The organism is Microvirga sp. (assembly GCF_014699075.1).
GTDB lineage: Bacteria > Pseudomonadota > Alphaproteobacteria > Rhizobiales > Beijerinckiaceae > Microvirga.
This window is the reverse complement of record NZ_JACXAB010000055.1, coordinates 1-25264: the sequence shown is the minus strand read 5'-3', so window position 1 is coordinate 25264 and position 25264 is coordinate 1. Positions and strand designations below refer to the sequence as shown.

General features: G+C 64.1%; 23 protein-coding genes and 3 pseudogenes. 9 read left to right on the top strand and 17 right to left on the bottom strand.

The genetic code is table 11. From position 1 onward, the window contains the following. Nucleotides 1-101: 101 nt before the first annotated feature. The gene (locus IC232_RS27925) at nt 102-1073 is read right to left on the bottom strand and encodes a zinc-binding dehydrogenase (protein ID WP_190848223.1); all 972 of its coding nucleotides are present in this window, start codon (nt 1071-1073) and stop codon (nt 102-104) included. Nucleotides 1074-1363: 290 nt separating this feature from the next. Here IC232_RS27925 and IC232_RS27920 point away from each other — a divergent pair, with 290 nt between their 5' ends. Beyond that, nucleotides 1364-2623 carry an MFS transporter gene (locus IC232_RS27920; RefSeq protein WP_190848222.1) on the top strand — a complete coding sequence of 420 codons (1260 nt, stop codon included), beginning with the start codon at nt 1364-1366 and terminating at the stop codon, nt 2621-2623. Nucleotides 2624-2827: 204 nt separating this feature from the next. Continuing rightward, complete coding sequence (locus tag IC232_RS27915; RefSeq protein ID WP_190848221.1) at nt 2828-3298, top strand: methyltransferase family protein; 471 nt, start codon at nt 2828-2830, stop codon at nt 3296-3298. Nucleotides 3299-3369: 71 nt separating this feature from the next. Here IC232_RS27915 and IC232_RS27910 read toward each other — a convergent pair. The 12 genes and pseudogenes from IC232_RS27910 to IC232_RS27855 all read right to left on the bottom strand — a co-directional run bounded on the left by IC232_RS27910 (nt 3370) and on the right by IC232_RS27855 (nt 13673). Next, nucleotides 3370-3851, bottom strand: a pseudogene (locus tag IC232_RS27910) (DUF411 domain-containing protein). Nucleotides 3852-3874: 23 nt separating this feature from the next. Further along, nucleotides 3875-4849: a CDF family Co(II)/Ni(II) efflux transporter DmeF gene (gene dmeF, locus IC232_RS27905; protein WP_190848220.1), complete on the bottom strand. Its 975-nt coding sequence runs from the start codon at nt 4847-4849 to the stop codon at nt 3875-3877. A 115-nt stretch (nt 4850-4964) separates the two neighbouring features. After that, nucleotides 4965-5390, bottom strand: a complete 426-nt coding sequence (locus IC232_RS27900) for a DUF305 domain-containing protein (RefSeq protein ID WP_190848219.1) — start codon at nt 5388-5390, stop codon at nt 4965-4967. A gap of 26 nt (nt 5391-5416) precedes the next feature. Continuing rightward, nucleotides 5417-5791 carry a hypothetical protein gene (locus IC232_RS27895; protein WP_190848218.1) on the bottom strand — a complete coding sequence of 125 codons (375 nt, stop codon included), beginning with the start codon at nt 5789-5791 and terminating at the stop codon, nt 5417-5419. A gap of 23 nt (nt 5792-5814) precedes the next feature. Next, nucleotides 5815-8940 (bottom strand): efflux RND transporter permease subunit, encoded by a 3126-nt coding sequence (locus IC232_RS27890; RefSeq protein ID WP_190848217.1) that lies wholly within the window; start codon nt 8938-8940, stop codon nt 5815-5817. Nucleotides 8941-8949: 9 nt separating this feature from the next. After that, nucleotides 8950-10671 carry an efflux RND transporter periplasmic adaptor subunit gene (locus IC232_RS27885; protein ID WP_190848216.1) on the bottom strand — a complete coding sequence of 574 codons (1722 nt, stop codon included), beginning with the start codon at nt 10669-10671 and terminating at the stop codon, nt 8950-8952. A gap of 62 nt (nt 10672-10733) precedes the next feature. Beyond that, nucleotides 10734-11198 (bottom strand): hypothetical protein, encoded by a 465-nt coding sequence (locus tag IC232_RS27880; RefSeq protein WP_190848215.1) that lies wholly within the window; start codon nt 11196-11198, stop codon nt 10734-10736. A 133-nt stretch (nt 11199-11331) separates the two neighbouring features. Beyond that, nucleotides 11332-11817 (bottom strand): plastocyanin/azurin family copper-binding protein, encoded by a 486-nt coding sequence (locus tag IC232_RS27875; protein WP_190848214.1) that lies wholly within the window; start codon nt 11815-11817, stop codon nt 11332-11334. Between the two features lie 12 nt (nt 11818-11829). Continuing rightward, a complete protein-coding gene (locus IC232_RS27870; RefSeq protein WP_190848213.1) occupies nt 11830-12318 on the bottom strand; it encodes a DUF4396 domain-containing protein in 489 nt (162 codons plus the stop codon). A gap of 10 nt (nt 12319-12328) precedes the next feature. Continuing rightward, nucleotides 12329-12559 carry a heavy-metal-associated domain-containing protein gene (locus IC232_RS27865; protein WP_190848212.1) on the bottom strand — a complete coding sequence of 77 codons (231 nt, stop codon included), beginning with the start codon at nt 12557-12559 and terminating at the stop codon, nt 12329-12331. Between the two features lie 62 nt (nt 12560-12621). Beyond that, nucleotides 12622-12885, bottom strand: a complete 264-nt coding sequence (locus IC232_RS27860) for a heavy-metal-associated domain-containing protein (RefSeq protein ID WP_190848211.1) — start codon at nt 12883-12885, stop codon at nt 12622-12624. Between the two features lie 155 nt (nt 12886-13040). Further along, nucleotides 13041-13673: an NAD-dependent dehydratase gene (locus IC232_RS27855; RefSeq protein WP_190848210.1), complete on the bottom strand. Its 633-nt coding sequence runs from the start codon at nt 13671-13673 to the stop codon at nt 13041-13043. A gap of 609 nt (nt 13674-14282) precedes the next feature. On the opposite strand from IC232_RS27855, the gene IC232_RS27850 reads away from it, so the two are divergent. From IC232_RS27850 to IC232_RS27840, 3 genes are all read left to right on the top strand, one after another. Beyond that, entirely contained in the window at nt 14283-16070 is a 1788-nt protein-coding gene (locus tag IC232_RS27850) for a thiamine pyrophosphate-requiring protein (RefSeq protein ID WP_190848209.1), read from the top strand. Between the two features lie 128 nt (nt 16071-16198). After that, nucleotides 16199-17287, top strand: coding sequence for an SDR family oxidoreductase (locus IC232_RS27845; protein WP_190848208.1), 1089 nt, complete (start codon nt 16199-16201; stop codon nt 17285-17287). 11 nt (nt 17288-17298) lie between these two features. Beyond that, nucleotides 17299-18939, top strand: a complete 1641-nt coding sequence (locus tag IC232_RS27840) for an alpha-amylase family protein (protein ID WP_190848207.1) — start codon at nt 17299-17301, stop codon at nt 18937-18939. Nucleotides 18940-18988: 49 nt separating this feature from the next. Here IC232_RS27840 and IC232_RS27835 read toward each other — a convergent pair whose 3' ends face one another. From IC232_RS27835 to IC232_RS27825, 3 genes are all read right to left on the bottom strand, one after another. Then, complete coding sequence (locus IC232_RS27835; protein ID WP_190848206.1) at nt 18989-19216, bottom strand: hypothetical protein; 228 nt, start codon at nt 19214-19216, stop codon at nt 18989-18991. 75 nt (nt 19217-19291) lie between these two features. Beyond that, nucleotides 19292-20884: an alpha-amylase family glycosyl hydrolase gene (locus IC232_RS27830; RefSeq protein WP_190848205.1), complete on the bottom strand. Its 1593-nt coding sequence runs from the start codon at nt 20882-20884 to the stop codon at nt 19292-19294. 303 nt (nt 20885-21187) lie between these two features. Continuing rightward, a complete protein-coding gene (locus IC232_RS27825; protein ID WP_190848204.1) occupies nt 21188-22171 on the bottom strand; it encodes an aldo/keto reductase in 984 nt (327 codons plus the stop codon). A gap of 70 nt (nt 22172-22241) precedes the next feature. On the opposite strand from IC232_RS27825, the gene IC232_RS27820 reads away from it, so the two are divergent. Then, nucleotides 22242-22637 (top strand): MerR family transcriptional regulator, encoded by a 396-nt coding sequence (locus tag IC232_RS27820; RefSeq protein WP_190848203.1) that lies wholly within the window; start codon nt 22242-22244, stop codon nt 22635-22637. Nucleotides 22638-23343: 706 nt separating this feature from the next. On the opposite strand, the gene IC232_RS33465 is transcribed toward IC232_RS27820, so the two are convergent. Then, nucleotides 23344-23628 (bottom strand): PAS domain S-box protein, encoded by a 285-nt coding sequence (locus IC232_RS33465; RefSeq protein WP_190848202.1) that lies wholly within the window; start codon nt 23626-23628, stop codon nt 23344-23346. A gap of 164 nt (nt 23629-23792) precedes the next feature. Here IC232_RS33465 and IC232_RS27810 point away from each other — a divergent pair, with 164 nt between their 5' ends. The 3 genes and pseudogenes from IC232_RS27810 to IC232_RS27800 all read left to right on the top strand — a co-directional run. After that, on the top strand, nt 23793-24248 hold the full coding sequence (locus tag IC232_RS27810; protein WP_210335530.1) for a BLUF domain-containing protein: 456 nt from the start codon (nt 23793-23795) through the stop codon (nt 24246-24248). 26 nt (nt 24249-24274) lie between these two features. Then, a pseudogene (locus IC232_RS27805) lies at nt 24275-24595 on the top strand (SDR family oxidoreductase). A 167-nt stretch (nt 24596-24762) separates the two neighbouring features. Further along, nucleotides 24763-25264, top strand: a pseudogene (locus IC232_RS27800) (IS110 family transposase); the annotation flags it as partial.

Sequence of the window (25264 nt, the reverse complement as noted above, 5' to 3'; positions counted from 1 at the left end):
GAGCGTGATGCCCGATGCGGCGGCATTCGGCGGCGAAGAAAGTGTTGAGGGGCTGTCCATCGGCATGCAGGCTCGGCTCCTGGTTGCTTCTGCAAGCCTGATCACCGCCCGCGTAGGACAACCTTGCCCTTGCGACCGGGTTCAGTGCTGGCGCGCACGGCGTCGGCGATCCGATCAAGCGGGAAGGCGGCGTCGACCGGGAGCGTAAGCTTGCCACTGGCAGCTTCGGCGACGACTTCCTCGAGCAGACGGCCGATCACGTCGGGTGCAAGGCGCGGCTTGGCACCCCAGAAACCCCGGATGGTGATCTGTTGGAAGATCGCAACAGACGGCTCGATGCGGATTGGCTGGCCGCTCAGGGCGCCGAAGATGACGATCTCGCCACCGTCAGCCACCAGGCGAGCAAGTTGCGCGGGACCGTCCCCGCCCACGGAGTCGAGCCCAGCGCGGATCGATCCATCACCGACAAGATCTCGAGTGCGCGATTCCCAGCCGGGCTGCTCGGTTGACAGGACGTTGGTGATACCGGCGGCGGCAAGTTCGGCGACAGCCGCGTCACGCCGAACAAGGCTGAGCACGTTGACGCCCTTTTCCGCAGCAAAGCGCGACAGAAGGCGTCCGACCGCGCCATTGGCAGTGTTCTGCACGAGCCAGTCGCCGCGCTGAAGGCCAAGGTCGGTCAGCACCATCTTGGCGCTGAGTGGCATGGCGATGAGCTGACAAGCTGTCTCATCATCAATGCCGTCGGGCACGGGGCGTGCGTACCTTGCATCGACCAAGTAATAGTCGGCCCAGGTCTGCTGGGCGCCGCCGATCACGCGCTGCCCGACTTGGAGGTTCTCGACCCCGGCGCCGAGTTTTTCCACCACGCCGAGCGCCTCCGTACCGCCGATCGCCGGCAGCGGGGGCTTGATGCCATAGGTGCCAGCCACGGTCATCAGATCATGATTGTGGATGGGAGACAGGATCATCCGGACCAGCGCCTGCCCCGGCCCGGGCGACGGCCGCTCACGCTCGACAAGGGTCAACACCTCGGCCGGATCGCCGAACCGTTCGAATACAATGCTGTGCATGAGCAATCCCTTTGTCGAAATAGGTTCTTCAATTAGGCTGGGTGGTCCTGAGGGCAAGATTTGGCACGAGGCTGAAGAAACGCTTCGGTCTGCTCATGAGGCGGCGAGCAGACCTTCATTCCATCTGCTGTTCGTTACACTTTGACCCGCAGGCGACCTTCGTGCCCAGCGGTGCTCGCTCACTTGACCGATGTATTCTGCTGACCACTTACTGGGGGCATGGGGATCGCGATCTCCCCACGAGGCGGCATGCCCAAGCATCGCGTCCTGTTTCCCAGCGAGGACGCCGCATGCCATCAGCCGGCACTACGAAAGCCGAACCCCGCTCCGGGGCGGGTGTGCCGATCCGTTCCAGCCGCGGACTGCTGCCGGACGCTAGGCGGGTTCTCTGGGCCAAGTCCTTACGGGCGTTCGGCGACGGCTACGTGGCGATCCTGCTGCCGGTGCACCTGTCCCGGCTGGGCTACGATGCCTTTGGCGTCGGCCTCATCTCAACCATCTCCCTGCTGGGCTCGGCCCTGCTCACGTTCGCCCTCGGGCTGGTCGCCTACCGGATCCTGCGGCGTCGGGCCCTGCTGGCTGCCAGCCTCCTGATGGCGGCGACCGGGCTGGGGTTTGCCGGGATCGAGGCTTTCTGGCCGCTGCTCGTGATCGCCTTCGTCGGCACGCTCAATCCGTCCGGCGGCGACGTCAGCGTCTTCCTGCCCCTCGAGCACACCGTCCTCTCGCACGTCGTCGCTGACGATGACAGGACAGCGGCGTTCGCCCGTTACAGCTTCGCCGGCGCCTTCTTCGGCGCCCTCGGGGCACTGTCAGTCGGCATGGTCGACTGGCTGGCGCCGGTCGTCGCGCCGGGAACGATATCGGCCGTTCTCTTCGGTCTCTACGGCCTGCTGGGAGTGCTCACGTTCCTTCTCTATCGCCACCTTTCACCTCAGGTCGAGGCGGGCACCGACAACCCACCCGCACCACTCGGCCCGTCCCGCGGGATCGTCTACTGCCTAGCGGCCCTGTTCTCGGTCGACGCTTTCGGCGGCGGGCTCGTCATCAACGCGCTGCTGACGATCTGGCTCAGCGAGCAGTTCGGCATCGGCGTTGCCACCATCGGGGCGATCTTCTTCGTCACCAGCCTGTGCTCCGCGGTTTCGTACTTCGCGGCGGTGCCGCTGGCCAAACGGTTCGGGCTGATCAACACAATGGTGTTCACGCATCTGCCGTCGAGCGGTTTCCTGATCCTGACCGCGTTCGCCCCAACGATTTGGACCGCGTTCGGGCTGCTGATCCTGCGCAGCCTGCTGTCTCAGATGGACGTGCCGACCCGGTCCTCGTACGTCATGGCGGTGGTCCGGCCGGAGGAGCGGCCGGCTGCGGCGAGTGTGACGGCGGTGCCCCGGAGCCTGGCCTCGGCCGTCGCCCCGCTCCTGTCCGGATGGCTGCTGACGGTGTCACCCTTCGGGTGGCCGCTCGTTCTCGCAGGAGCCCTGAAGGCGGCCTACGACCTGACGCTGCTGTGGCAGTTCTCGGCCATCAAGCCGCCGGAGGAGCGCTGATGCGGTCTCGAAGGGCGTTCCGGGTGATCCTGCGAGGAGGCTAATGAACACCTCCACAAAGCGGCTGCTGTGGCTGACCGCCGTGGGCATGGCGTTCATCGTTGCAGCTTGGCTGCTCGGCATGGCCTACGTTCTCACCGACTGATCCCGATTAATGATAGTCTGCATGCGACCAGGCAACGACATTCGACCCACAGTTTCACCATGGCTGACACGGCAGATACTGCGCACGTCATCATTCGGCCGCCGCTTGCTTGGGGACTAACCGTCATTGCCGGGCTTGCTCTCAACTGGCTTGTGCCAGTGCCGTTCCTGCCGGGAGATCTGCCTGCTGGCTGGCTCGGCGCGATGGTGTTTGTCCTCGCACTGGCGCTGTTCGCCTGGTCCATCGCAACGATGACCCGGGCTGGCACGAACATCCCCACGAACCAACCAACCACCACCATCGTCGAAAGAGGGCCATACCGCTTCACGCGCAACCCCATCTACATCGGCATGTTCCTGGGGTTGATTGGCCTGGCCATCGCATTCAACACTATCTGGCTGCTACTGATGATGGTGCCCTTCGCGCTCGTCATCCGCTACGGCGTCGTGGCTCGCGAGGAAGCTTACCTCGACCGCAAGTTTGGGGATGTCTACCGCGGCTACCGCTCCCGCGTCCGGCGCTGGCTGTAGCGCCGCCGACCGCGGAGGAGCGGCCTGCCATAGGCGGGCCATGGACGATCTTCTATGGGAAGGACAGGGGGTCAGAGCAGACGCGCGCCCTCGTATCGGGCGAAGGTCTCGCGGACAGACGGCCCGAACAGGACCACCTCATAGGTTACCGGCGTCATGCCCTCCATCTCCATTCCGGGCGAACCCATCGGCATCCCAGCTACGGCCAACCCCTTACCTACGGGATCCTCAGCGAGCAGGCGCTTGATCGTGTCGGCGGGCACGTGCCCTCGATGACATAAGCGCCGATCTCGGCGGTGTGGCAGGAGGCAAGATCATTCGGCACGCCGAGGCGCACCTTCACGCGATTGATTTCCGACGTCTCGATCACGTCCGCGGTGAAGCCAGCTTGGCGCAGGTGGCTGACCCAGCCGGGGCAGCAACCGCAGGTCGGATCCTTGCTGACGACTATCTTGGGAAGATTTTGGGCTCGCGAGGGGCGAGGATGCGCGAGGAGGGCGCTGGCCGTGAGGCCGACGACGAGGCTGCGGCGGGTCATGAGCATGGTGTTCATCGGATCGCCTTGCCGGCAGCCGCTCAGGCTGCCTCGCGCTGCGGGTGGTTGGGACAAGCTTGGACCTCGACGGTCACATGCGACAGGCCTTCGATGCCTGAGAGCCGCTGCTTGTAGACGTCGGGCGGGTGAGGGGTATCCGACACGACCGAGACGATCAGGCCGGAATGGCCGGGACCGAGGCGCCAGAGGTGGAGATCCGTCACGCGGTCCTCCCCGACCTCGATGCGTTCGCGCACCGACCGTGCAAGCGTCTGGTCGGGGACTGCGTCGAGGAGGGTGGCGCCGGCTGTGCGGATCAGCCCCCATGACCAATGGGCGATGATGACAGCGCCCACCACGCCCATCACAGGATCGAGCCAGCTCCAGCCATAGACGCGACCCGCTAGCAGCGCCACGATGGCGAGAACTGAGGTCAGGGCGTCGGCGAGAACGTGCAGGTAGGCGGCCCGGATGTTTGTGTCGCCGCCATGATGATGGTGATCGCCGTGCGTATGGCCGTGGCCGTGATAATGACCGTGATCATGGCCGTGATGATGATGGTCACCGGCCAGCAGCCAGGCGCTGGCGAGGTTCACGGCGAGCCCGATCACCGCAACCACCGTCGCTTCGCCAAACTGGATTGGTACCGGGTTCATCAGGCGCACGAGGCTCTCGTAGCCGATGAGAAGAGCAATGAGCCCCAGGATGATCGCGCTGGAGAACGCCGCGAGCTCGCCGACCTTGCCGGTCCCGAACGAGAAGCGGGGATCGTGGGCGTGCTTGCGCGCGAAGCGATAGGCCAGCGCCGCAATGGCGAGCGCCGCGGCATGGGTCGACATGTGCCAGCCGTCGGCCACCAGGGCCATGGACCCGAAGATCGTCCCGGCGACGATCTCGGCCACCATCATCGCTGCCGTCAGCCCGACCACGAGCCAGGTGCGCCGCTCGTGCCGGTCGTGGTGCTCCCCGAGGAAGACATGCTCGTGCTGCCAATCGTGCAGGGTATGATGGTGCATCTGATCGCTCTCGTTGCTCACGACTTAGATGGGAGCCCTAGCGGGTGCCGGGGAGCGGCCCATGGCCGCTTCGGGTTGGGGGCGTACATCTTGGCCGACCACCGGCCGTGGGATCCTACTTGCCGTTCTTCTTGAGCCAGTCCTGCATCTCGGCGACCTCCTTCTCCTGATCGTCGATGATTTTCTGCGCCATCCGCTTCGTCTCGGGATCCTTGGCGTGCTTGAGGGCGACCTTCGCCATCTCGACGGCACCCTGGTGGTGCGGGATCATGTGCGTGCGGAAGTCCACGTCCGGGTTGCCGGTGTAGGGCACGTGCATGTTGTGCATCATCTTCATGTCCGCCGCCTTGAAGTCCTTGGTCGAGGCCGGGTCGTTCGGCGACGGCATCATGTCCTGCATCATCTTCTGCATCGCCGCCGGGTCCATGTTGCCCATGGGCATGGCGCCGGACATCGGCATGCTACGGTGACCCTGGTGCGAGGTCTGCGCGTACGCCACGCCGGCCACGGCGGTGATCGCGAGAGCGGCGATGGTCTTCATCGTTGTCTCCTTGGCGTGAGGGAAGGTCAGTTGTTGACGAAGCGAGCCTGGACGGAGTGCCCGTCAGCCATGGTGGCCGAGACGACCACGCGGGCGCCCGACCCGAGCGGCTGCGCCAGGGCACCGACAAGCTTGTTGGGCTCGGCCGGCTGAAGTTGAACGGTTGCCGTCTTGCCACCGTCCTGCACGATGGCGCGAGCGTTCTTCGTACCCGCGGACGCCAGCGGCTTATCGTCCGACTCGGTCAGGAACAGGACGAGCTCGGCGCCCGTGGCGACCATCTCGACGTGATGGCCGGAGCTGTCGACGACCGGCCCGCCGTTCGGGCCCTTCGCCAGCTCGTGGCCGGTTGCCGCCAAGGGAGCGGCCACGATGGCGAGGGCGAGGATGAGATGCTTCATGGTGTTTCTCCTTGTGTCATGGATCAGAAGGCTTCCGCCGGGGTGAGGCCGCCGGCGCGGCCATCGCGACCGGCCTGGATGCGCTCCAGCGGCTTTTTGCCGAAGGTCAGGAACAGGACCGGGGTGAGGAAGGTGTCGATCAGCGTCGCCGAGATCAGCCCGCCGAAGATCGTCACCGCCACCGGGTGCAGGATCTCGCGTCCGGGCTCGTCCGCGCCGATCAGCAGCGGGATGAGGGCGAGGCCGGCCGAGAGGGCCGTCATCAGCACCGGGGTCAGCCGCTCCAAGCTGCCGCGGATCACCAGGTCCTTGCCGAACTGCTCGTCCTCGTAGAGCGCGAGGTTAATGTAGTGCGAGACCTTCAGGATGCCGTTGCGGGCCGAGATGCCGGCGAGCGTGATGAAGCCGATCATCGACGCGACCGAGAGCGGCTGGCCGGCGATGTTGAGCGCGATTACGCTGCCAATCAGCGCCAGCGGGATGTTGCCCATGATGATCAGCGCCAGGGCCGGCGACTGGTAGCGGCTGTAGAGCACCACGAACACCATCGCGAGCGAGAGGAGCGACAGCGCCCCGATCCGCAGCGTCGCCTCCTCTTGCGCCTGGAAGGTGCCCTCCAGGCGGGTGACGTAGCCCTGCGGCCACTGCGTCTCCCCGGTGTTGCGGCGGATGTCGGCGATGATGGCCGCCATGTCGCGCCTGCCGTCCGTGTTGCCGAGGACCGCGATCCGGCGCTGGCCATTCTCGCGCAGGACCTGGTTGGGCCCGTCCGTTTCCTCGACATTCGCGATCATGCGCAGCGGCACATGCCCAGTCGGCGTGGCGATCAGCAGGTCGCCGAGGCCTGTGGTGGAGCGGTCCTGGTCGGACAGGCGCATCACCACATCGAAGCGGCGGTTGCCCTCCACGATTTGCGAGACCGTGCGCCCGTTCGACATCGTCTCCAAGCCTTGCGTCACCGTCGCCGGCGTGAGGCCGTAGAGGGCCGCCCGCTCGTAGTCCACGTCGATCCGGAGCTGCGGGATGCGCACCTGCTTCTCGACCTGGAGGTCGACGAGCCCTTCGACCCCCGACAGCCGCTCGCGCAGGCCCTCCGCCAGGGTGCGCAGCGTGTCGACGTCCTCGCCGTAGATCTTCAGCGCGATCTCGGCCCGTACCCCCGAGAGCATGTGGGCGAGGCGGTGTGAGATCGGCTGGCCGACGTTGAGCGTCGCCGGCAGGGCGGCCAGGCGGGCACGGATGTCGCCCATCACCTCCTCCTTCGAGCGCTCCGACCGCTTCAGGTCGACATCGATCTCGGAGGAGTGCACGCCCTCCGCGTGCTCGTCGAGCTCGGCCCGTCCCGTGCGGCGACCAACCGAGATCACCTCCGGCACATCCTTGATCAGGCTCTCGGCGACCAACCCGAGGCGGTGGCTCTCGGCCAGCGCGATGCCGGGGTTGTAGGCGAGGCTGATGGTGAGGGTGCCCTCGTTGAACGGCGGCAGGAAGGCCCGGGGCAGCAGCGTCGCCCCGTAGGCCGCCAGGCCGACACCCAGCAGGATGGTTGTGAACAGGGAACCCCGGTGCGCGAAGGCCCAGCGCAGCAGGGCGGCGTTGCCGCGCTTGAGGTGCCGCACAATGAGGCTGTCGTGCTCGTGGCCCTTCACTCGTCCTGAAAGCAGGTAGTAGGCCAGCACCGGCGTCACGGTGATGGAGGTGATGAGCGAGGCCAGGATCGAGACGATGTAGGCCACGCCGAGCGGCGCGAAGAGGCGTCCCTCGATGCCCGAGAGCGCAAAGAGCGGGATGAACACCAGGATGATGATCATCGTCGCGTAGACGATGCCGGAGCGGACCTCCTGGGAGGCCGCCGCGATCACCTCCAGCACCGGCCGCGGTTCGGGAAGTTCCCGGTTCTCCTTCAGCCGGCGCAGGATGTTCTCAACGTCGACCACCGCGTCGTCGACGAGCTCGCCGATGGCGATGGCCAGGCCACCGAGGGTCATGGTGTTGATGGTGAGCCCGAAGGCGCTGAAGACGAGTACCGTCACCAGGATCGAGATCGGGATTGCGGTCAGCGAGATCACGGTCGCCCGGACGTTCATCAGAAACAGGATCAGGATGATGGCGACGACGGCCGCGGCCTCCAGCAGCACCCGCTTCACGTTATCGACGGAAGTCTCGATGAAGGTGGCCTGCCGGAACTGCAGGTTCGTGGCCGACACGCCCTGCGGCAGTGTCTTCTGGATCTCCGCCAGCGCGCCCTCGATCTTGCCCGTGAGGTCGACCGTGTCGGCGCCAGGCTGCTTCTGGATCGACACGATCACGGCGGGCTTGCCCTGGAAGCCGGCGTCGCCGCGCTTCACCCGCGGTGCGAAGTCGACTTGTGCTACCTGGTGCAGGAAGACCGGCTGGCCCTGCTTGTGAACCACCACCGTGTTGCGCAGGTCCTCCAGCCGCTTTGTGACGCCCACGTTGCGGATCAGATACTCGCGCCCGTGCTGATCGACGAAACCGCCGCCGGTGTTGGTGCCGAAGCGGGTGACGGCGGCCTCGATCTGCTCGTGCGTGACGTCGAGCGCCTGCAGGGCCGCGATGTTCGGCACGATCCGGTACTGCCGGACCTCGCCACCGATGGGGATCACCTGGGCGACGCCCGCGATGGTGAGGAGCTGCGGCCGGATGATGAAGTCAGCGATCTCGCGCACCTCCATCGGCGAGACGGTGTCGCCGGTGACGGCGACCAGCATGATCTCGCCCATGATCGAGGTCACCGGTCCCATCTGCGCTGTGACGCCGGTTGGGAGCTGCTCACCCACGAGGGCCAGGCGCTCGGCGACGAGCTGGCGCGAGCGGTAGATGTCCGTGCTCCAGTCGAACTCGACATAGACAATGGACAGGCCGACGCCGGAGACGGACCGGACACGGGTGACGCCCGGCATGCCGTTCATGGCTGTTTCGAGTGGGTAGGTGACGAGCTGCTCCACCTCCTGCGGCGCGAGACCCTCGGCCTCGGTCATCAGGGTGACGGTCGGTCGGTTGAGGTCGGGGAACACGTCCACCGGCACCCGCGGCAGGATCCACGAACCGTAAGCGACGAGCACGAGCGCCGCCGCGATGACGAAGAGCCGGTTCTTGAGGCTGTTGCTGACGAGGAAGTTGAACATCGCCGTGCCTCACCGGATCTGGTTGATGAGTTCGGAGCCGCGGATCACGATCCGCTCGCCCTCGGCAACGCCGGCCCGGATCACGAGGCGTGTGGCGTCGAAGGGTTCGGTCCGCACCGGCCGCGCCTCGAAGCGTTCCGGATCCGTGTGGCGCCAGACGACCGCCTCGCCGTTGGCGCCGCGCACCACCGCGTCCCGGGGCATGATGATGTCTCTGACGGAGGCCCCGTTCTGCGCGAAGACCGTGACTGGGGAGCCGACCGACAGGTTGCCCGGCGGGCTCTCGACGGCGAGCTGCACCACGGTGGCCTGTTGCTGGAGCGTCTTGCTGAAGCCCTGGAACGTGAGCTTCAGGGGCGTGCCGTCCACGGCGATGGCGCTGGCGCCGGTGACCTTGGCAGGATCGATCTCGCCATAGACGAGCGCCTCCACCCAAAGCCCCTTCGGGTCGACGATCTGGAAGACGATGTCCTGGGAGGCGACCACCTGGCCGGGGACGACCCGCGCCGCAGCGATGGTACCGTCAATGGGAGCCAACAGGACCTCGGGCTCGATCCGCGTCTGGCGCACGATCTCGCGGCGGCGGCGAAGGCCCTCCAGCTCGGTCTCGGCATCCGTGACCTGGCTCGGCGGGGCGACGCCGCGATCCGAGAGCTGGCGCACCCGCTTGAGCTTGGTCTCGGCGACCGCGATCTCCTGCTCGATCTCGCCGACGCGCTCGGACAGCGTGGTGCGGTCGGCCTGCGGTACCGCCTGCTCGACGAGGGCCAGCACGTCGCCTTTCCGGACCGCCTGCCCGAGCCGGGGGAGCCCTGTCTCGGGAGCGATGATGCGCCCACCGTTGATGCTCTGCACGAGGCCGGAGCGGTTCGGGTCGGCGATGACCCGCCCGATCAGGCTCACGGCCTTCTGCGCCTCCTCCGGCTTCGTCAGGGTCGTCCGCACATTGAGCAGGCGCTGGCTCGGCTTGGGCGCGAACACTGTGCCGTCCGGCAGACGGCGCGGGGTGTCGCCTGCGGGGAAGGCAGCCTTGGCGGCATCCGCCCCGTGGTCATGCCCTTCATGAGCGAAGGCGTAGGCGGTCGAGACGGCGAGCAGGACGAGCGCCAGGCCGGTCACCGGCACCAGCCTCCTCCGGCTCCGGGCCACAAGACCAAGCAGGAAACCGAGCGCGAGTGCGACGCCGGCGATGACATAGGGGGTGGCCACCTCAATGCTGCCGAGCCGCACGGTCGGCGTGTTCTGCAGAACCTGGAGCGGGGAGCCGCGCGCCGGGGCCGGGGCCGCGGCGACTGCCTTGGCGGGCAGCTGCAGCGTGCCGATCAGCAGGTCGTCCCCGCCTGGCGCGGTGACGGCGAAGATGAGCTCGAGCGGGCCTTCGCCCGCGAACTTCGGCGAGGTCACAGTGTAGGTGCCGTCGGCGGCGGCCTCGGCCTGGACCTCCTCATCGCCGCCGACCGTGACGGCCATCTTGGCGTCGGTCACGGGCTCGTTGGAGGCGAACCGGTCCAGGTAGAGTCCGAGACGGTCGCCGCGAAGGATCCCAACGAGTTCGTAGGCATCCGACTGCGCGGTGACCCGCGGATTGTTGGTGGTGACCGCAGCCGGCGGAGGGGCGCCGTGGTCATGCCCTTCATGGGCGACCGCCGTGGCGGCGATGGTGGTCAGAAGACCCAGGCCGGTCAGCATGGCCTGGAGGCGGCGCAGGGCGCCGTTCGAACGGATAAACATTGGGAGGACCCCGGAACAGAAGCACGTCGTCGGAAGCGACGCGGCTTCGGCCGGTCGCTCGGTTACGCGATGCTGGGGGTTCGTGGTGGGCGCTTGAGGCCGTCGAGGCTCAGGCCCGAGCCGTTCTGGGACGTGGGCAGGAGCGCGGCCGCGATGCCCATCGGCGCGGAGATGGCATCCAAGCCGATGGCCGTCAGGGCGATGGCGCAGACGCTGGCGCAGCAGGGCGAAGGCTGCGCGTCGGAGGCAGGATCCCCGGTCTCAGCCGTGTCCAAGGCCGTGTCGGCGTGCTGATGGGCGACACCGTCCGCATGGTCATGATCGGCCTGTTGCGCATGCGCGGAGGAGTGGTCGTGAACAGAGGCTTGGTGCACATGCCCCGCCGGGGCAGCCGGTGCGCATTCCGTCGAGCCTGGGCCATGCTGGTGCATGCCCGCCATGGCGCCGCCGTGGAGCACGAACGACGTCATGGCCACGAGCATGAGGCTCGCGACGAGACGACGGAAGTGGGTCCACAGGGTGTTCAACGATTCGCTCCTGACATCAGGTAATGATCTGATGGGCAGCCGGTTTCCAAACGGTTACCTCTAGGGTCTTTGTGGCCTTTGTGGGCCGCGGGGCTTGTTATGGCGGATTCGATCGCCACGGCAAACCCGGCGTTCACCGCACCACCACGGTCCCGACCATGCCGGCCTCGCGGTGGCCAGGGATCAGGCAGGCGTACTCGAACGTGCCGGCCTGGGTGAACTGCCAGCGCAGCACGCCGGAGGTCTTCGGCCCGAGCCGCTTGGCGTTCGGGTCGTCGTGGGCCATGTCGGGATGGGCGGCCATGGCCTCCGCGTGCTGGCGGTTGGCCTCGACGGTGCCGATGACGAGCTCGTGGTCGAGTGCGCCGCCGTTGCGCAGGACGAACTGGACCTGCTCACCTTGGGCGACCTCGATGCGCGCCGGCGTGAAGGCCATACCGCTGTCGGTCTCCTTCATGACGACCTGGACGACGCGGCCGCCCTTCGCGGGATCGCCAGGGCGTCCGTAGGCCGCTTCCACAGTGTGGTCATGGCCAGCATGGCCTGGGTCGGCCCACGCCATGGAGGCCGGCGCGAGGGCCAATGCTGTGGCCGCCAGGATGGTTGGAAGAGCACGCATGACCGGCCTCCTTCAGTGATGGGCGTGGACGAGGGCATGCCCCCGCCCGCGGGCGATGAGCCAGCGGTTGAGCGGGAAGGCGAACGCGCCGGCGATCACGAGGGCAATCGCAAGGCTGCTCCAGAAGAGCGGACTCGACAGCGGGGCATCCATCGCCCCAGGGATCACCAGCATGATGGCATTATCGACGATCTCCATGAGGGTAATCGATGCAGTGTCCGAGGCGAAGGCCAGACCGGCGGCCGTGCTGAACGCCATGGCACTGCGCAAGAGCGGCAGCATGGTCAGCGCGTAGCCGAACAGGAAGGCGAGCACGACCGCGAGCGCGATGGTCGTACCGGCGCCCCAACCCAGGGCGGTCCCGATGACCATGCCAAGGACCTCGCCGATGGCACAGCCCGTGAGGCAGTGGACGGTGGCGCTGAAGGCCGTCCGGTTGAGGCTCGGGGCAGCAGCCGCGGAGCCATGATGGCCATGGTCGTGATGAGCATGGGCTTGCATGACAATCTCCTTATCCGAGAGGTCTAAGGACGGGCTCGGCATGAAAGCCGGCCTCGCGCAGGGTTCGCAGGAGTGCGGACTCGTAGTGTCGAGAGACAACCCGAACCGTCCGCGCCATCAGGTCTGCCTCGACGCGGGCGACTCCATCGAGGGAATGCAGAGCGCTGGTCAGGGCGGCGACGCAGCGGTCGCACATCATCTTGGGGATGTGGAAGAGGTTGTCGGCCTGGAGGCGGTGCATGGTCTGGGTCCTTGGTTGGGTCAGGCAACGGGATCCGGAAGGGACCGCGATCCCGCCTGGGCTCATCCGAGCGCCGGGACGGTCGGGGTGTAGCCGGCGGCGGCGATCAGGGCCTCGACCTTGGCAACGTCCTGCGTGCCCCGGATCGAGACGAGCTTGGTGGCCGGATCCGCCTGAACACGTGCGCCTGGCAGGCCAGCCTCGACGGCCTTGGTGATCGTGCTGGCGCAGTGCCCGCAGGTCATGTCCTCGACCTTGAGGGTCACGGCGCTCGGATCGCGCTCGGTGGTGCCCGACTGGGCCTGGTGGGTGCTGCATCCGCACATGGTCTGAACTCCGGTTGGCATTGACGATGGGCAGACGGTGCACCTTCCCATCATGGGAAGGTCAAGTGCCTTCTCGCAGATCATCCTCGAACCGTAGCGGACGCTGGAATTACCCGGGTGAAGTAGCGATCCATGCGCCTTGCCCGTGTCGCCCCTCAGATGATGGCGTCGGACTCGATGATGTGTTCCCCGCGCGGGGCGGTGACCGCCGCCTCCAAGAGAACGCGGGCAATGCGCTCGTGCGGCACAATTCGGTAACGGCGGGGCAGAAGTGGGTCTGCCAGACGCAGGATCCTCATGGCCACGAACTCCGCGGGCCGGAACTCGTCCCGGTCGCCGCCAATCAGGGCAGGGCGCACGATGGTCAAGGATGGAAACTCCACAGCCCGAAGCACCTCCTCCACCTCGCCTTTGACCCGATTGTAGAAGAAGCGTGATCCGGGATCGGCTCCTGTTGCGGAGTTCAGGGCAAAAGCTTGCGCGCCATGCTGCCGGGCGAGCCGCGCGACGGCTAGCGGGTAGTCGCGGTCGACCCGGCGGAAGGCGTCCTGCGAGCCTGCCTTGCGGATCGTCGTTCCCAAAGTGCAGATCACCCCATCGACGGCCCACCATGGAGCATCGGCCGGCAGGTGCTCGAAATCGACCAATGGGTTTTCGAGCTTGGGATGGGGCGGCAGCTTGCGCCGGGTCGGGGCTATGATGCGGGCCACGCGGGCCTCACTCTGCGCCTGCCGCAGGACGGCTCCGCCGACCAGGCCTGTCGCTCCGACGAGCATCACTGTCGTCATTCTGATTGTCCCGCCTCCGTCACCTTGCGAATTGTATTTCCATCCCCATATCAGAATTACTCCAGCGGACATCGTATGTGGACTTCGAAGCGGAGGGCGTCACCGCCCGCTTCGATGAGGCCGTACCAGGACGGATGTACTCCGGTTCGGTCTGTTCCTGCGCTTGCCTGACGATGCGAGCGCCCGTCTGGTACCCCATCAGCCCAGGCCTGCAGTGCGCGAGGCAGAGATGCAAAGGCATCCTGTCCGTTCGCCCCGGAGCTTGGGCTTTTTCATTCGAACAATGCCTCCAGCTTGTAGGTTGGCCCTGGGCCAGGATGATTGCGAATGGCCGCTCCTGGCACGAGGCCGACCAAAGCCGAATTTCTGCACTCGCGCGATGAGCAGACTCCTACGAGGCTGCGCTTAAAGACTGTCGTTACCCTCACAGACCTTTAACCAGCAAGCACACCTTTGGTAGCGGATAATGAGGAGGCATCGGGTCGGGGCGTTCGTTTAACAAAAGACCGCTTCAATGCCTGCTTTGACGAAGCGATTGCTTTGAGCCGCTGGCATGCAACCCTCCCGGAGCAGTCGAGTTTGACAGTTGAAACCTGAGAGGAGGGCGTCATGGCCAACACCGTCTCCGACTTCATATGGCAGCGTCTGCAGGCTTGGGGCGTGCGCCGGGTCTATGGCTATCCTGGGGACGGAATCGGCGGATTGGTCAGCGCTCTGGCGCGCACGGACGGCGCCATTGACTTCGTCCAAGCTCGGCACGAGGAAATGGCAGGTCTCATGGCTTGCGGCGAGGCAAAGTTCACGGGCGAGGTCGGCGTCTGCATCGCGACGTCCGGCCCTGGCGCGATCCACCTCCTGAACGGCCTCTACGACGCCAAGCTCGACCATCAGCCGGTGCTGGCGCTCGTGGGGCAGCAGGCCCGAACGGCCATCGGGTCGCATTACCAGCAGGATCTCGATCTCCAGTCCCTCTTCAAGGATGTGGCCGGCGCCTATGTGGAGACGGCCTTTTCTCCCGTCCAGGTGCGGCATCTGATCGACCGGGCCTATCGCATCGCCAAGAGTGAGCGCCGGGTCACCTGCGTCATTCTCCCAAACGATCTCCAGCTTGCCGCGATGGAACAGCCGACGCACGAGCATGGCATGACCCATTCCGGAGTCGGAATCGAGCTGTCGCCCGTCGTTCCTGATGCTGCGGCATTGGCCCGAGCGGCGGAGGTGCTCAACACGGGCAAGAAGGTCGCCATACTGGTCGGGGCAGGCGCCTTAGCGGCGACCGACCAGGTCATTGCGGTGGCGGAGCGGCTCGGCGCGGGCGTTGCCAAAGCCCTTCTCGGCAAAGCCGCCGTTCCGGACGATCTGCCCTTTTGCACCGGGTCGATCGGCCTTCTCGGAACGAAGGCCAGCTGGGACCTCATGCAGGATTGCGACACCCTCCTCATGGTGGGGTCGAGCTTTCCCTACACGGAATTCCTGCCGAAGGAGGGGCAGGCCCGCGGGGTCCAGATCGACCGGGATGCGGGAATGCTCGGGCTGCGCTATCCGATGGAAGTCAATCTCCTCGGCGACTCCGCCGCGACCCTCTCCGCCCTCCTGCCGTTGCTGAACGAAAAGACGGATCGATCCTGGCGCGAGACGATCGAGGCCAGCGTTGCCTCCTCGCACGAGCAGGTCCGTGGGATGGCCATGGCTGCGGCTGATCCGATCAACCCGCAGCAGGTTGCCATGGAACTCTCGCAGCGCCTGCCTGACCGCTGCATCGTGACGGCCGACAGCGGCACCACATCTGTCTGGTATGCGCGCAATCTCCATTTCAAGCGCGGAATGATGGGCTCCGTTTCCGGAACTCTGGCCACCATGGGCTGCGCCGTGCCTTATGCTCTTGCGGCCAAGTTCTCCCATCCCGATCGTCCGGTGATCGCTCTGGTGGGCGATGGTGCGATGCAGATGAACGGGCTTGCGGAGCTGATCACGATTGCCAAGTACTGGGAGCGATGGGCTGATCCTCGGTTGGTCGTGATGGTGCTGAATAATCGCGACCTCGCCTATGTGACCTGGGAGGAGCGCGTCCAGACAGGTGACCCGAAGTGGGAGCCCTCACAGGCGCTGCCTGACGTGCCTTATGCCGATTTCGCCAAGTTGATAGGGCTCGGCGGGCTCAGGGTCGATGATCCGGAGCAGGTGGGCCCCGCATGGGAGGATGCTCTCTCGGCAGACAGGCCCTTTGTCCTCGACATGGTGACGGATCCCAACGTGCCGCCGCTGCCGCCTCACATCACCCTGAAGCAGGCCCGACACTTCATGGGGGCGCTCGCCGCGGGCGATCCAGAGAGGGGGAGCGTGATCGTCGATACGGCACGAAGCCTCGTCGGCTCTATCCTGCCGTCAAAGCAGTGAGAGCGCAGTTGCCCATTGAACCTGATGCGTATCGATGGAACCCGCCCGGTCGAGGCTCCTTATCACGAAGGGCTTCCGTTACCATATGCGGTGCCACGTGGGTCAATGTCATTGAGGATCATTGTGAGATGCAGCCGGCCGATGAGACCGTATATAAGTCCAACAGGAACAGTCCGGTTGTTGTTATCACTGGAGCATCCGCCGGTGTTGGTCGCGCAGTTGCGGCTGCGTTCGGCCGAGAGGGCTGGCGGGTCGCTCTGATTGCCCGTGGCCACGAGCGCCTGGCGAGTGCGGCCCGGGACGTGGAGCAAATGGGCGGCCGGGCGCTCGTCATTACCGCCGACGTGGCCGACGCGCAGGCCATTGACGCCGCAGCCGCGCAGGTGGTCGCCACCTGGGGCCGCATGGACATCTGGATCAACAACGCCATGGCGTCTGTTTTCGGGCCTGTGACGGCCCTAAGCCCCGACGAGATCCGCCGGGTCACGGAGGTCACGTATCTGGGCCAGGTCCATGGCACCCTGGCGGCCCTCCGCCATATGCGCGAGTGGAACAGCGGTACCATCGTCCAGATCGGATCCGCTCTCAGCTACCGTTCCATTCCGCTGCAATCGGCTTATTGCGCTGCGAAGTTCGCGGTGCGCGGCTTTACGGACTCGCTGCGGAGCGAATTGCATCACGAGGGCAGTCCCATTCGCCTCACGATGGTGCAGCTTCCCGCCGTCGACACTCCGCAGTTCGACTGGGTCCGCAGCCACTTGCCTCGCAGGCTGCAGCCCGTGCCGCCGATCCACGACCCTGAGCCTGTGGCCGATGCGATCGTGCGGGCCGCGTTAGAGGCTCCGCGCGAGATGTGGATCGGTGGCCCCACGATCCAAGCGATCCTTGGAACCATGGTGGCGCCAGGCCTCCTCGACCGCATGATGGCGCGCCGGGCCTGGGAGGGGCAGATGACGGACGAGGTTGCGAGGCCTCGCGACGGGAACCTGTACGACGCACCGCCCGGAGATCCGGGCGCGAGAGGGCGCTTCGGCTCGCGATCCCGCCGGCATGTACCGGCGGTTTCGGGCACGGCAGCGCGCGGCATCCTCGCGGCGGTTGCTGTCAGTTGCGCGGCGGGAGCGTTGACGGCGGCGTGGCGTCTCGGTGCGCGGAAGACAGGAATTCCTGCACGGCGCCTGCCGGAGCGGGAGCGCGCCGCCCGCATGATCGGTTAGGTTGGTTTGATATGCTAGATCTCTGGTACAAGAACGCCATCATCTACTGCGTCGACGTCGAAACCTTCATGGATTCGAACGGAGACGGCATCGGTGATTTTGGCGGTCTTGCGGACCGGCTCGATCATGTGGAGGCTCTCGGGGCAACCTGCATCTGGCTTCTGCCATTCTATCCGACGCCCAACCGCGACAACGGCTACGATGTCACGGATTTCTATGCTGTCGATCCGCGGCTGGGGACGCTCGGCGATTTCGTCGCCTTCACGCATGCCGCCCATGACCGAGGTCTGCGGGTCATCATCGATCTCGTGGCAAACCATACCTCGATCGACCATCCCTGGTTTCAGGAGGCACGGCGTGATCCTAACTCGCGTTACCGCGACTGGTATGTCTGGTCGAAGGAAAGGCCCAAAGACATCCATGAAGGTGTGGTTTTTCCCGGCGTGCAGGACACGACCTGGACGTACGATGAGGTCGCACAGGCCTGGTACATGCACCGCTTCTATCCCCACCAAGCTGATCTCAACATCGCAAACCCGGAGGTGCGCGAGGAACTCGAGAAGGTGATGGGCTTCTGGCTGCAACTCGGCGTTTCCGGGTTCCGCCTCGATGCAGTTCCTTTCCTGATCGAGTACCGCGGTGTCCCGGAGGAGGAGCGGCCAAAGGAGGACCCGCACGAGCATCTTGACCGAATGCGCGATTTCCTTTCATGGCGCCGTGCAGAGGCCATGCTCCTGGCAGAAGCCAACATCACCATGGATCAGGTGGACGAATATTTCGGGCCCTCAGGTGACCGGCTCCACATGATCTTCAACTTCATGCTGAACCAGCACCTGTTTCTGGCGCTCTCCCGCAGTGATGCCGAGCCGATCCGCCGCGTGATGGCGCAGACGCCGGCTATTCGTTCCAAGAGCCAGTGGGCGAGTTTCCTACGCAATCACGACGAGCTTGATCTCGGTCGCCTGTCGGATTCCGAGCGCGGCGAGGTCTTCGCGGCCTTCGGTCCCGCGCCTGAGATGCAGGCCTATGAGCGCGGCATCCGCCGGCGCCTCGCTCCCATGCTCGATGGGGATGACGGGCGTCTGAAGCAGGCATTCAGCCTGACGTTCGCCCTGCCTGGAACCCCAGTGCTCTGGTATGGCGATGAGATTGGCATGGGGGAGGATCTTTCACTCCCGGAGCGCAACTCGGTTAGGACACCGATGCAGTGGGCCGACGAGCTCAATGCGGGTTTCTCAACCGGACCGGCTGAGCGTCTCGTGCGGCCCGTCGTCTCGGCGGGGGCGTTCGATTATCAGCATGTCAACGTCGCGGCTCAGCGCGATCTCGACGGCTCTCTGATGAGCACCGTTCAGCGGATCGCTCGGACGCGGCGTGCCTGTCCGGAGGTCGGCTGGGGCTTATGCCAAGTACTCGACACCGACGAAACGAGTGTTCTCGCTCTGCGATATGACTGGCAGGGAGAGACCATCCTCATCGTTCACAATGTGGCCGATCGTGCCGTCGAAGTGCAGGTATCGCTTAAAGGGATCGGCAGGTTGCGGCCTCTCCTGTGCGATCAGGACGACCGCGTCATGCGCAGCGCCGACGACCCAATTGCCCTCAATCCTTACGGCTATCGCTGGTTCCGGGCACAAGGCGAGAGACGATAGAGCGCCGGCCTTGTTCGGGGAACCTTCGCTCCACATTCCATGACCAAGCTCACGCGGTGGGCTGCGGTGTTGTCGGTGTGACGGGGATCTCCTGTGGTGTGGTCGGCGGCACTCCCACGGGCTCGCCGGGAGGCGGAATGTCTCCCGGGGTAGTCGGAGGCACGCCGATCGGTTCCGGCTGCGGCGTTTCGTGCGGCATCGGCGGGCTGACAGGAGCCGGATTGGGGTCGCCTGGGGTCGGCTGAGGGTACGGCTGGTTCGGCAGAGGGATAGGCATGGGGCAACGCTCCACGGAATGTCTTGAAGGGGCAATCCTGGCCATGCCGGCGGGTTCCGCTCCAGGGCCAGACTGTCACGTGCCGAGTGAAATGATGAGGCCCTCGTTAGCCCGCAGGGTAATCTGCGCTCCAATCGGCTCCTCGCCGCGATCATGGAGCGTTGAAAGCACCACGCGTTCCCTCGTTCCGGCAGGCCGGGACAGGGCATGCGGCTCGCTCCCCATGTTCATGGCCACCAAGAAGCGCTCCGGCCCGTGCTGCCGTTCGTAAGCGAGAACGTTTCCTTCGGCCGTAATCTGCGTATAGCCGCCGACGCTCAGGGCTGGATGCCGCCGCCGTAACAGGATCAGGCGCCGGTAAAGCATCAGGATGGACGTCGGGTCGTCCTGCAGCCCCTCAACGTGAGAAGATCGAAAGCGAGGGTCGAGGGGAAGCCAGGGCTTGCCGCTGGTGAACCCGCCTTGGTCGGAGCCGTCCCAGTGCATCGGTGTCCGTTCAGGATCTCGGCCCAAACCCAGCCCGGGCTCGTTCTTCTCCCAGGGATCCTGAGCCGCCTCTGGTTGGATCTCGACTTTGCCGATCCCGACTTCGTCGCCGTAATACATGGTGGGTGTGCCTCTGAGGGTCAGAAGCAGCATGGCGGCGACACGCGCCTGCTGCGGTCCGACGCGGGCACCGATGCGCGGCTGGTCATGATTGCCGAGCACCCAGTTGGGCCAACCGCCTGCGGGAAGTGCGGCCTCGTACTCGTTGATGAGAGCGGCGATCTTCTGAGCGTTCCAGGCTGTTTGGATGAGCTGGAAATTGAAGGGCACATGGGCGCCGGATAGATCCTTGCCGTAATAGGCGACGAGACGTTCCAGCGGCAGGTAGATCTCTCCGATGAGCACCCTGTCCGGATATTCCTCCAGGACGCTGCGCATCTCGCTGACCACCTCATGTACCTCGGGCTGATCGGCGGAATGCACCTGCAGGTAACAGTTGATCTCCGCTTGGCTGGCCTGATAGGCCGGGTTCGGCGGGTTGTCCCGGAACTCCGCATCCTTGATGAGGTGCCAGATCACATCGACCCTGAAGCCGTCGACACCGCGCTCTAGCCAGAAGCGCAAGGCATCGTACATGGCCTTGCGCACTTCCGCGTTGCGCCAGTTCAGATCGGGCTGCTCCTTCAGGAAGGCATGATAATAGTACTGCCCGGTGGCCTCATCCCACTCCCAGGCAGGTCCGCCGAAATTGCTGATCCAGTTGTTCGGCGGGCTCCCATCCGGACCCGGGTCCCGCCAGATATACCAGCTCCGTTTTGGATTCGTGCGAGACGAGCGGCTCTCCTGGAACCAGGGATGCTGATCCGAAGTGTGATTAGGGACGAAGTCGAGAATGAGCTTCAGGCCTTTGGCATGAGCCTCTTGGATGAGGCGATCGAAATCCTCGAGCGTGCCGAAGATCGGGTCGATGTCGCAGTAATCGGCCACGTCATAGCCGAAATCGGCCATCGGCGAGGGGAACACCGGCGAAATCCATACCGCATCGACACCAAGCCACACGAGATAGTCGAGCCGCTCTCGAATACCTTCGAGGTCACCGATGCCATCGCCGCCGCTGTCCTGAAACGAGCGTGGATAGACCTGATAGACGATCCCGTGCTTCCACCATGTGGCTTCAGGCATGAAGGTCGCTCCAGAGTTGGAATTAGGTGTGGCCCGAGGGCAAGAAACGAATTCAGCAGATCTCCAACAGTTCCCAAGCAGGACGGAAACACAGTATCTTCAAGCTTGATCTTGTTCATTGATAAGGAGGGAAAACTGTCGAAGAACGTCGCCTTCTGGCACATCCCGGAAATAGAGCGTAGGTCCGCAGTTGAGCGGAAGAACGGACATTCATGAAGGGCAGGGGATCGTCGTCGCCTGACCCGAAGCGGGCGTTCGGAGAAATTGCAGCGCCGCCACCGGCGACGCTGGTTGCCAGGTCCTCTATATGGGAATCCCCTTGACTGCGGAGGCAAGTGGCGCGAGTGCTTCCATCTCCGGGTCGGTAAGTATCATGGACGCCGCCGCAACGTTTTCTGTTAGACGGCTGCGCTTCCGCGTTCCTGGAATCGGCACCGTTTTGACCTTGAGCTTGCGACTTTGAGCATAAAGCCAAGCAAGCGCAATTTGCGCCGCCGAAACACCGCGTGCCGATGCGATGTCCTCGATCTTGGCGACCAGCAGCATGTTGGCCGCAAGGTTCTTGGCCGAGAACCGTGGGAAGTGCTGGCGCGCATCGGTGTCGGTCAAGGATGTTGCGAAAGCCCGGCCGGTCAGCATGCCGCGCCCAAGTGGGGAGTAGGGCACCACCGTCACCCCGAGTTCGGCTGCCGCCGGGACCACGTCTTGTTCGATATCGCGCGTGAAGATCGACCATTCCGACTGCACGGCCGCGATGGGATGAATGGCATGCGCTGCGCGCAGCTCGGACGCGCTGACAGCGGACAAACCGAGCCACTTCACCTTTCCCGCTCCGACCAGCTCGGCCATAGCACCAATGGAGTCCTCTAGCGTCACGCTGTCGATCCGGCGGTGCATGTAACAGAGGTCGATGACGTCGACCCCGAGGCGCTGGAGAGACCGGTCAACGGCTGCTCGGATGTAGTCCGGACGATTGTCGATGCTCCAGTCGTCAGGCTTTTCCGGCGTGCGGCAGTAGCCGAACTTCGTTGCGATTGTGACGTGCTCGCGGTTGGCCGAGATGAAGGGAGCCAGGAACTCCTCGTTGGCACCGACGCCGTACATGTCGGCGGTATCAAACATGTTGATCCCGAGTTCGATCGCCCTCTCCAGCGTCAAGCGTGACTCGACTTTGTCGGTTTCTCCGTAGAATTCGCTCATGCCCATACAACCGAGGCCTTGAACACCGATCATGGGGCCATCCTGACCGAGTTGAACCTGAGGCAGGGAGGTGTTTTCGCTTGTCATGCTAGGTCTCCAAAATTCGACAAGCACCGTCTATAAGTGTGGAGTGCACTCCAGGGTCAAGGGTTCAGAAATGCTCATTTCGGAATTTGCAAAAGTGACGGGACTCCCCGTCGATACGATCCGGTTTTATATCGCCAAGGGTCTGCTGAAGCCTGACCGTAGCCTCAAAGGCGGCTCGAATCCGTATCAACTATTCAAGCCTGAGGATGTGACCGCCGCTCGGATGATCCGGCTTCAGCAGACGCTCGGCTATACGCTTGGAGAAATCCTTGCTCTCAACGAAGAGTACCGCGCAGGGGAGCACTCCTCGGAACGGACCATCGAAGTTCTCCAGTTGCAGATCGAAAGACTTCAGCAGCGCAAAGAGGCGCTGGATGCAGCCCTGACCTTTCTTCACAGCAAGGTCGACTGGATAAAGTCCGGCAAGCCAGGTTCCGCGCCGCGCCTGGAAGACTACCAGTGCTGAACCAGCCTTCCAGCAATCCCACCGCATGGGATTGCCGAACAGTGATCAGTTCGCCCCGGGCTTGTTGCTTCATGTCGCAATGACTGCTTATGGCAGATACCGTTGAAAAAGTCTGCAAGTGCCATTTTTCGCGTAGTCAGCATATAGGATGTTGTATCTGCTCTGGCACACTGACCCCAGTAGTAGACCAACGAAGTAGCACCCGCGAGTATTTCAATAAAATCGGCACGTTCCGGACAGGGGGCGAACTTCCGCTTTGGACGGGTAAATCGGACGTTCCTGTCAGTGAACGAATTTTACTACCTGACCCACAGCCGACTCTTAGAGTTCCAAGGGGCTCGCAATTCATTGTAGCGCGCCATCCGAGGGGCTGGAGCAGCAGTTCCCTGCCGGAGCATCTTGCTGCCTTCGTAAGCGCTAGTACTTTGCCGGATGACTCAAGACCTTGAAGGGCCTCACCCCATACGAGTTCATCGGCAAAACCTAGCTCACGAAGCTCAAATGCTCCAGCTCTGAACCAGCTTACCAAATCCCGGGACTGAACATCTGGGTTGCAAAGAGTCCGGTGATTTCCAAATTGTCGAGCGCTATGAACCTGCTGTGGCTTGGGGGTCTCCCGCGACGCCTAACAACCTCTCGCTCAAAGGCAATGAATGCGCCCACCTGTCCTACGGTGTCTTGAAGCGGGCGCACGTCGAGCTCGCACTCATACTCCTCTCCGCTTGCGGTAGTTGGTGAGGAACCCATGAAAGCGCCGGCCTCGCAAGAGCGTGTGCATCATCACGTGCTTGGTGTGCAGTGACGTGCGCGGGCCTTGAAGGATCCTCGGGGACTGGCCGATCAGCTCGTCTTTCGAGTAACCCGCCATCTGCTCAAAGGCTGTATTCACGTAGCTGATAACCGGCACAGGGCGAGCAAGAGCTGGCCCTGTGACTACGACTGGGATCGGAAACTGATCCGCCAGAATGGGGATAAGAGTTACTACATCCATGCAGGCCCCTTGGGTCGGCAGTGAGCTGTAATTCAGATTGTGTTAATAAAGATTTTTTTGCCTCTCACGCCATCGGGTGTGCCAACCCTCAAATTAGCCGTTCATTAAACTGTCGCGGGGCTGAATGCGTCACCGTGGAAGAAACCCGCAGGGGAGATTGCCCAATGATCGTTCATCAACTCATCTACTGCAGCCGCAACAAAATGCCCGGGGATGACCGAGCTCAGCTCAATAACCTGCGAGAGATCCTATCGACGTCTCAGCGAAACAATGCCCGTGACGGCATTACCGGGTACCTGATCTTCGATAAGTCCTGGTTCGTCCAGATCCTGGAGGGTGATCGCGCGAAAGTCTCAGAGACGTACACTAGAATAGCCCGTGATGCTCGCCACGGAATGTCGACTGTCATGAACACGCGTGACGTCGCAGAGCGCTCCTTCCCCGAGTGGACTATGGGAGGCGTTATGCGGTCTGTCGATGTCCAGGAAATCTATCTGAGCCATGGTTTCGGCGGGCCTGTTGACCCGACCAAAGTGAAATGGGAAAAGCTGTTCGCCTTGGCGCTTGACCTCAACGAGTTCGAACGCACTCGCAGATCGGCTCATAAGCAGGCGAGCTGAACATCATTTCCGGCGCAGACGCTGTCATGTTGCGCAGCGCCTATGCGTCCACCAAGGCGGCGATCAACAGCTTCACCTGTACCTGGGCTCTGGAATTGGCCGAGGCCGGCATCACCGTTAACGCGGCGGCACCTGACGTGGTGGAAGCCGTGTTGTTCCGTTAGAACACGCCCGTCGACAGTGGGGCTGAGTAGGGTTTCCTTTCGCTCATCCTGATACGGCGCCTCGGCAAGCCGGAAGAGATTGCCGAGGCCATTGACTTCCTGCTCTCAGAAGAGGCCGGTTATGTCATCGGGCAGATCCTGTTCGTCGATGGCGGTAGGTCGATCGGTAGGGTGGCCATCTGAACTGATCGAACAGGGTGACAAGGAACTATGATTCCGTCGCTCGCAGTCGCAGCACGGATGCTGCCATTATGATGCGCAGTAGGTCCGCTCCTGATGCTGTGGACGGCTCCTACCCCGCGGTGAGGTAGCATGGCTGCTTCGAGCAGCCAGGAGCCCAGGAGCAGCCCATGAGCACGGTCACCCCCATTGGTCTGGACATCGCCAAGTCCGTCTACAGGTGCACGGCATCAGCGCCACCGGAGAGGTGCTGATCCGGCGTCAGGTCAGGCGAGGGCAGGTGCTCAAGTTCTTTTCCTCCCGGCCACCCTGCCTGATCGGCATTGAGGCCTGTGCCTCGGCTCATCACTGGTCACGCGAGCTCCAGAGCCTGGGTCATCAGGTGAAGCTCATGCCGCCGGCTTACGTCAAACCCTATGTGAAGCGGCAGAAGAACGACATGGCTGATGCCGAGGCGATCTGCGAGGCCGTCACCCGGCCCACCATGCGCTTTGTCGAGACCAAGACGTGCGAGCAGCAGAGCATCCTGATGCTGCACCGGGTGCGGCTGATGCAGGTTCGGCAGAGGACCATGCTCACCAACGCCATCCGGGCCCACCTGGCGGAGTTCGGGGTGGTGGCGAAGATCGGCCGCGAGGGTGTTGATGAGTTGCTTTTGCTGGTCCGAGATGG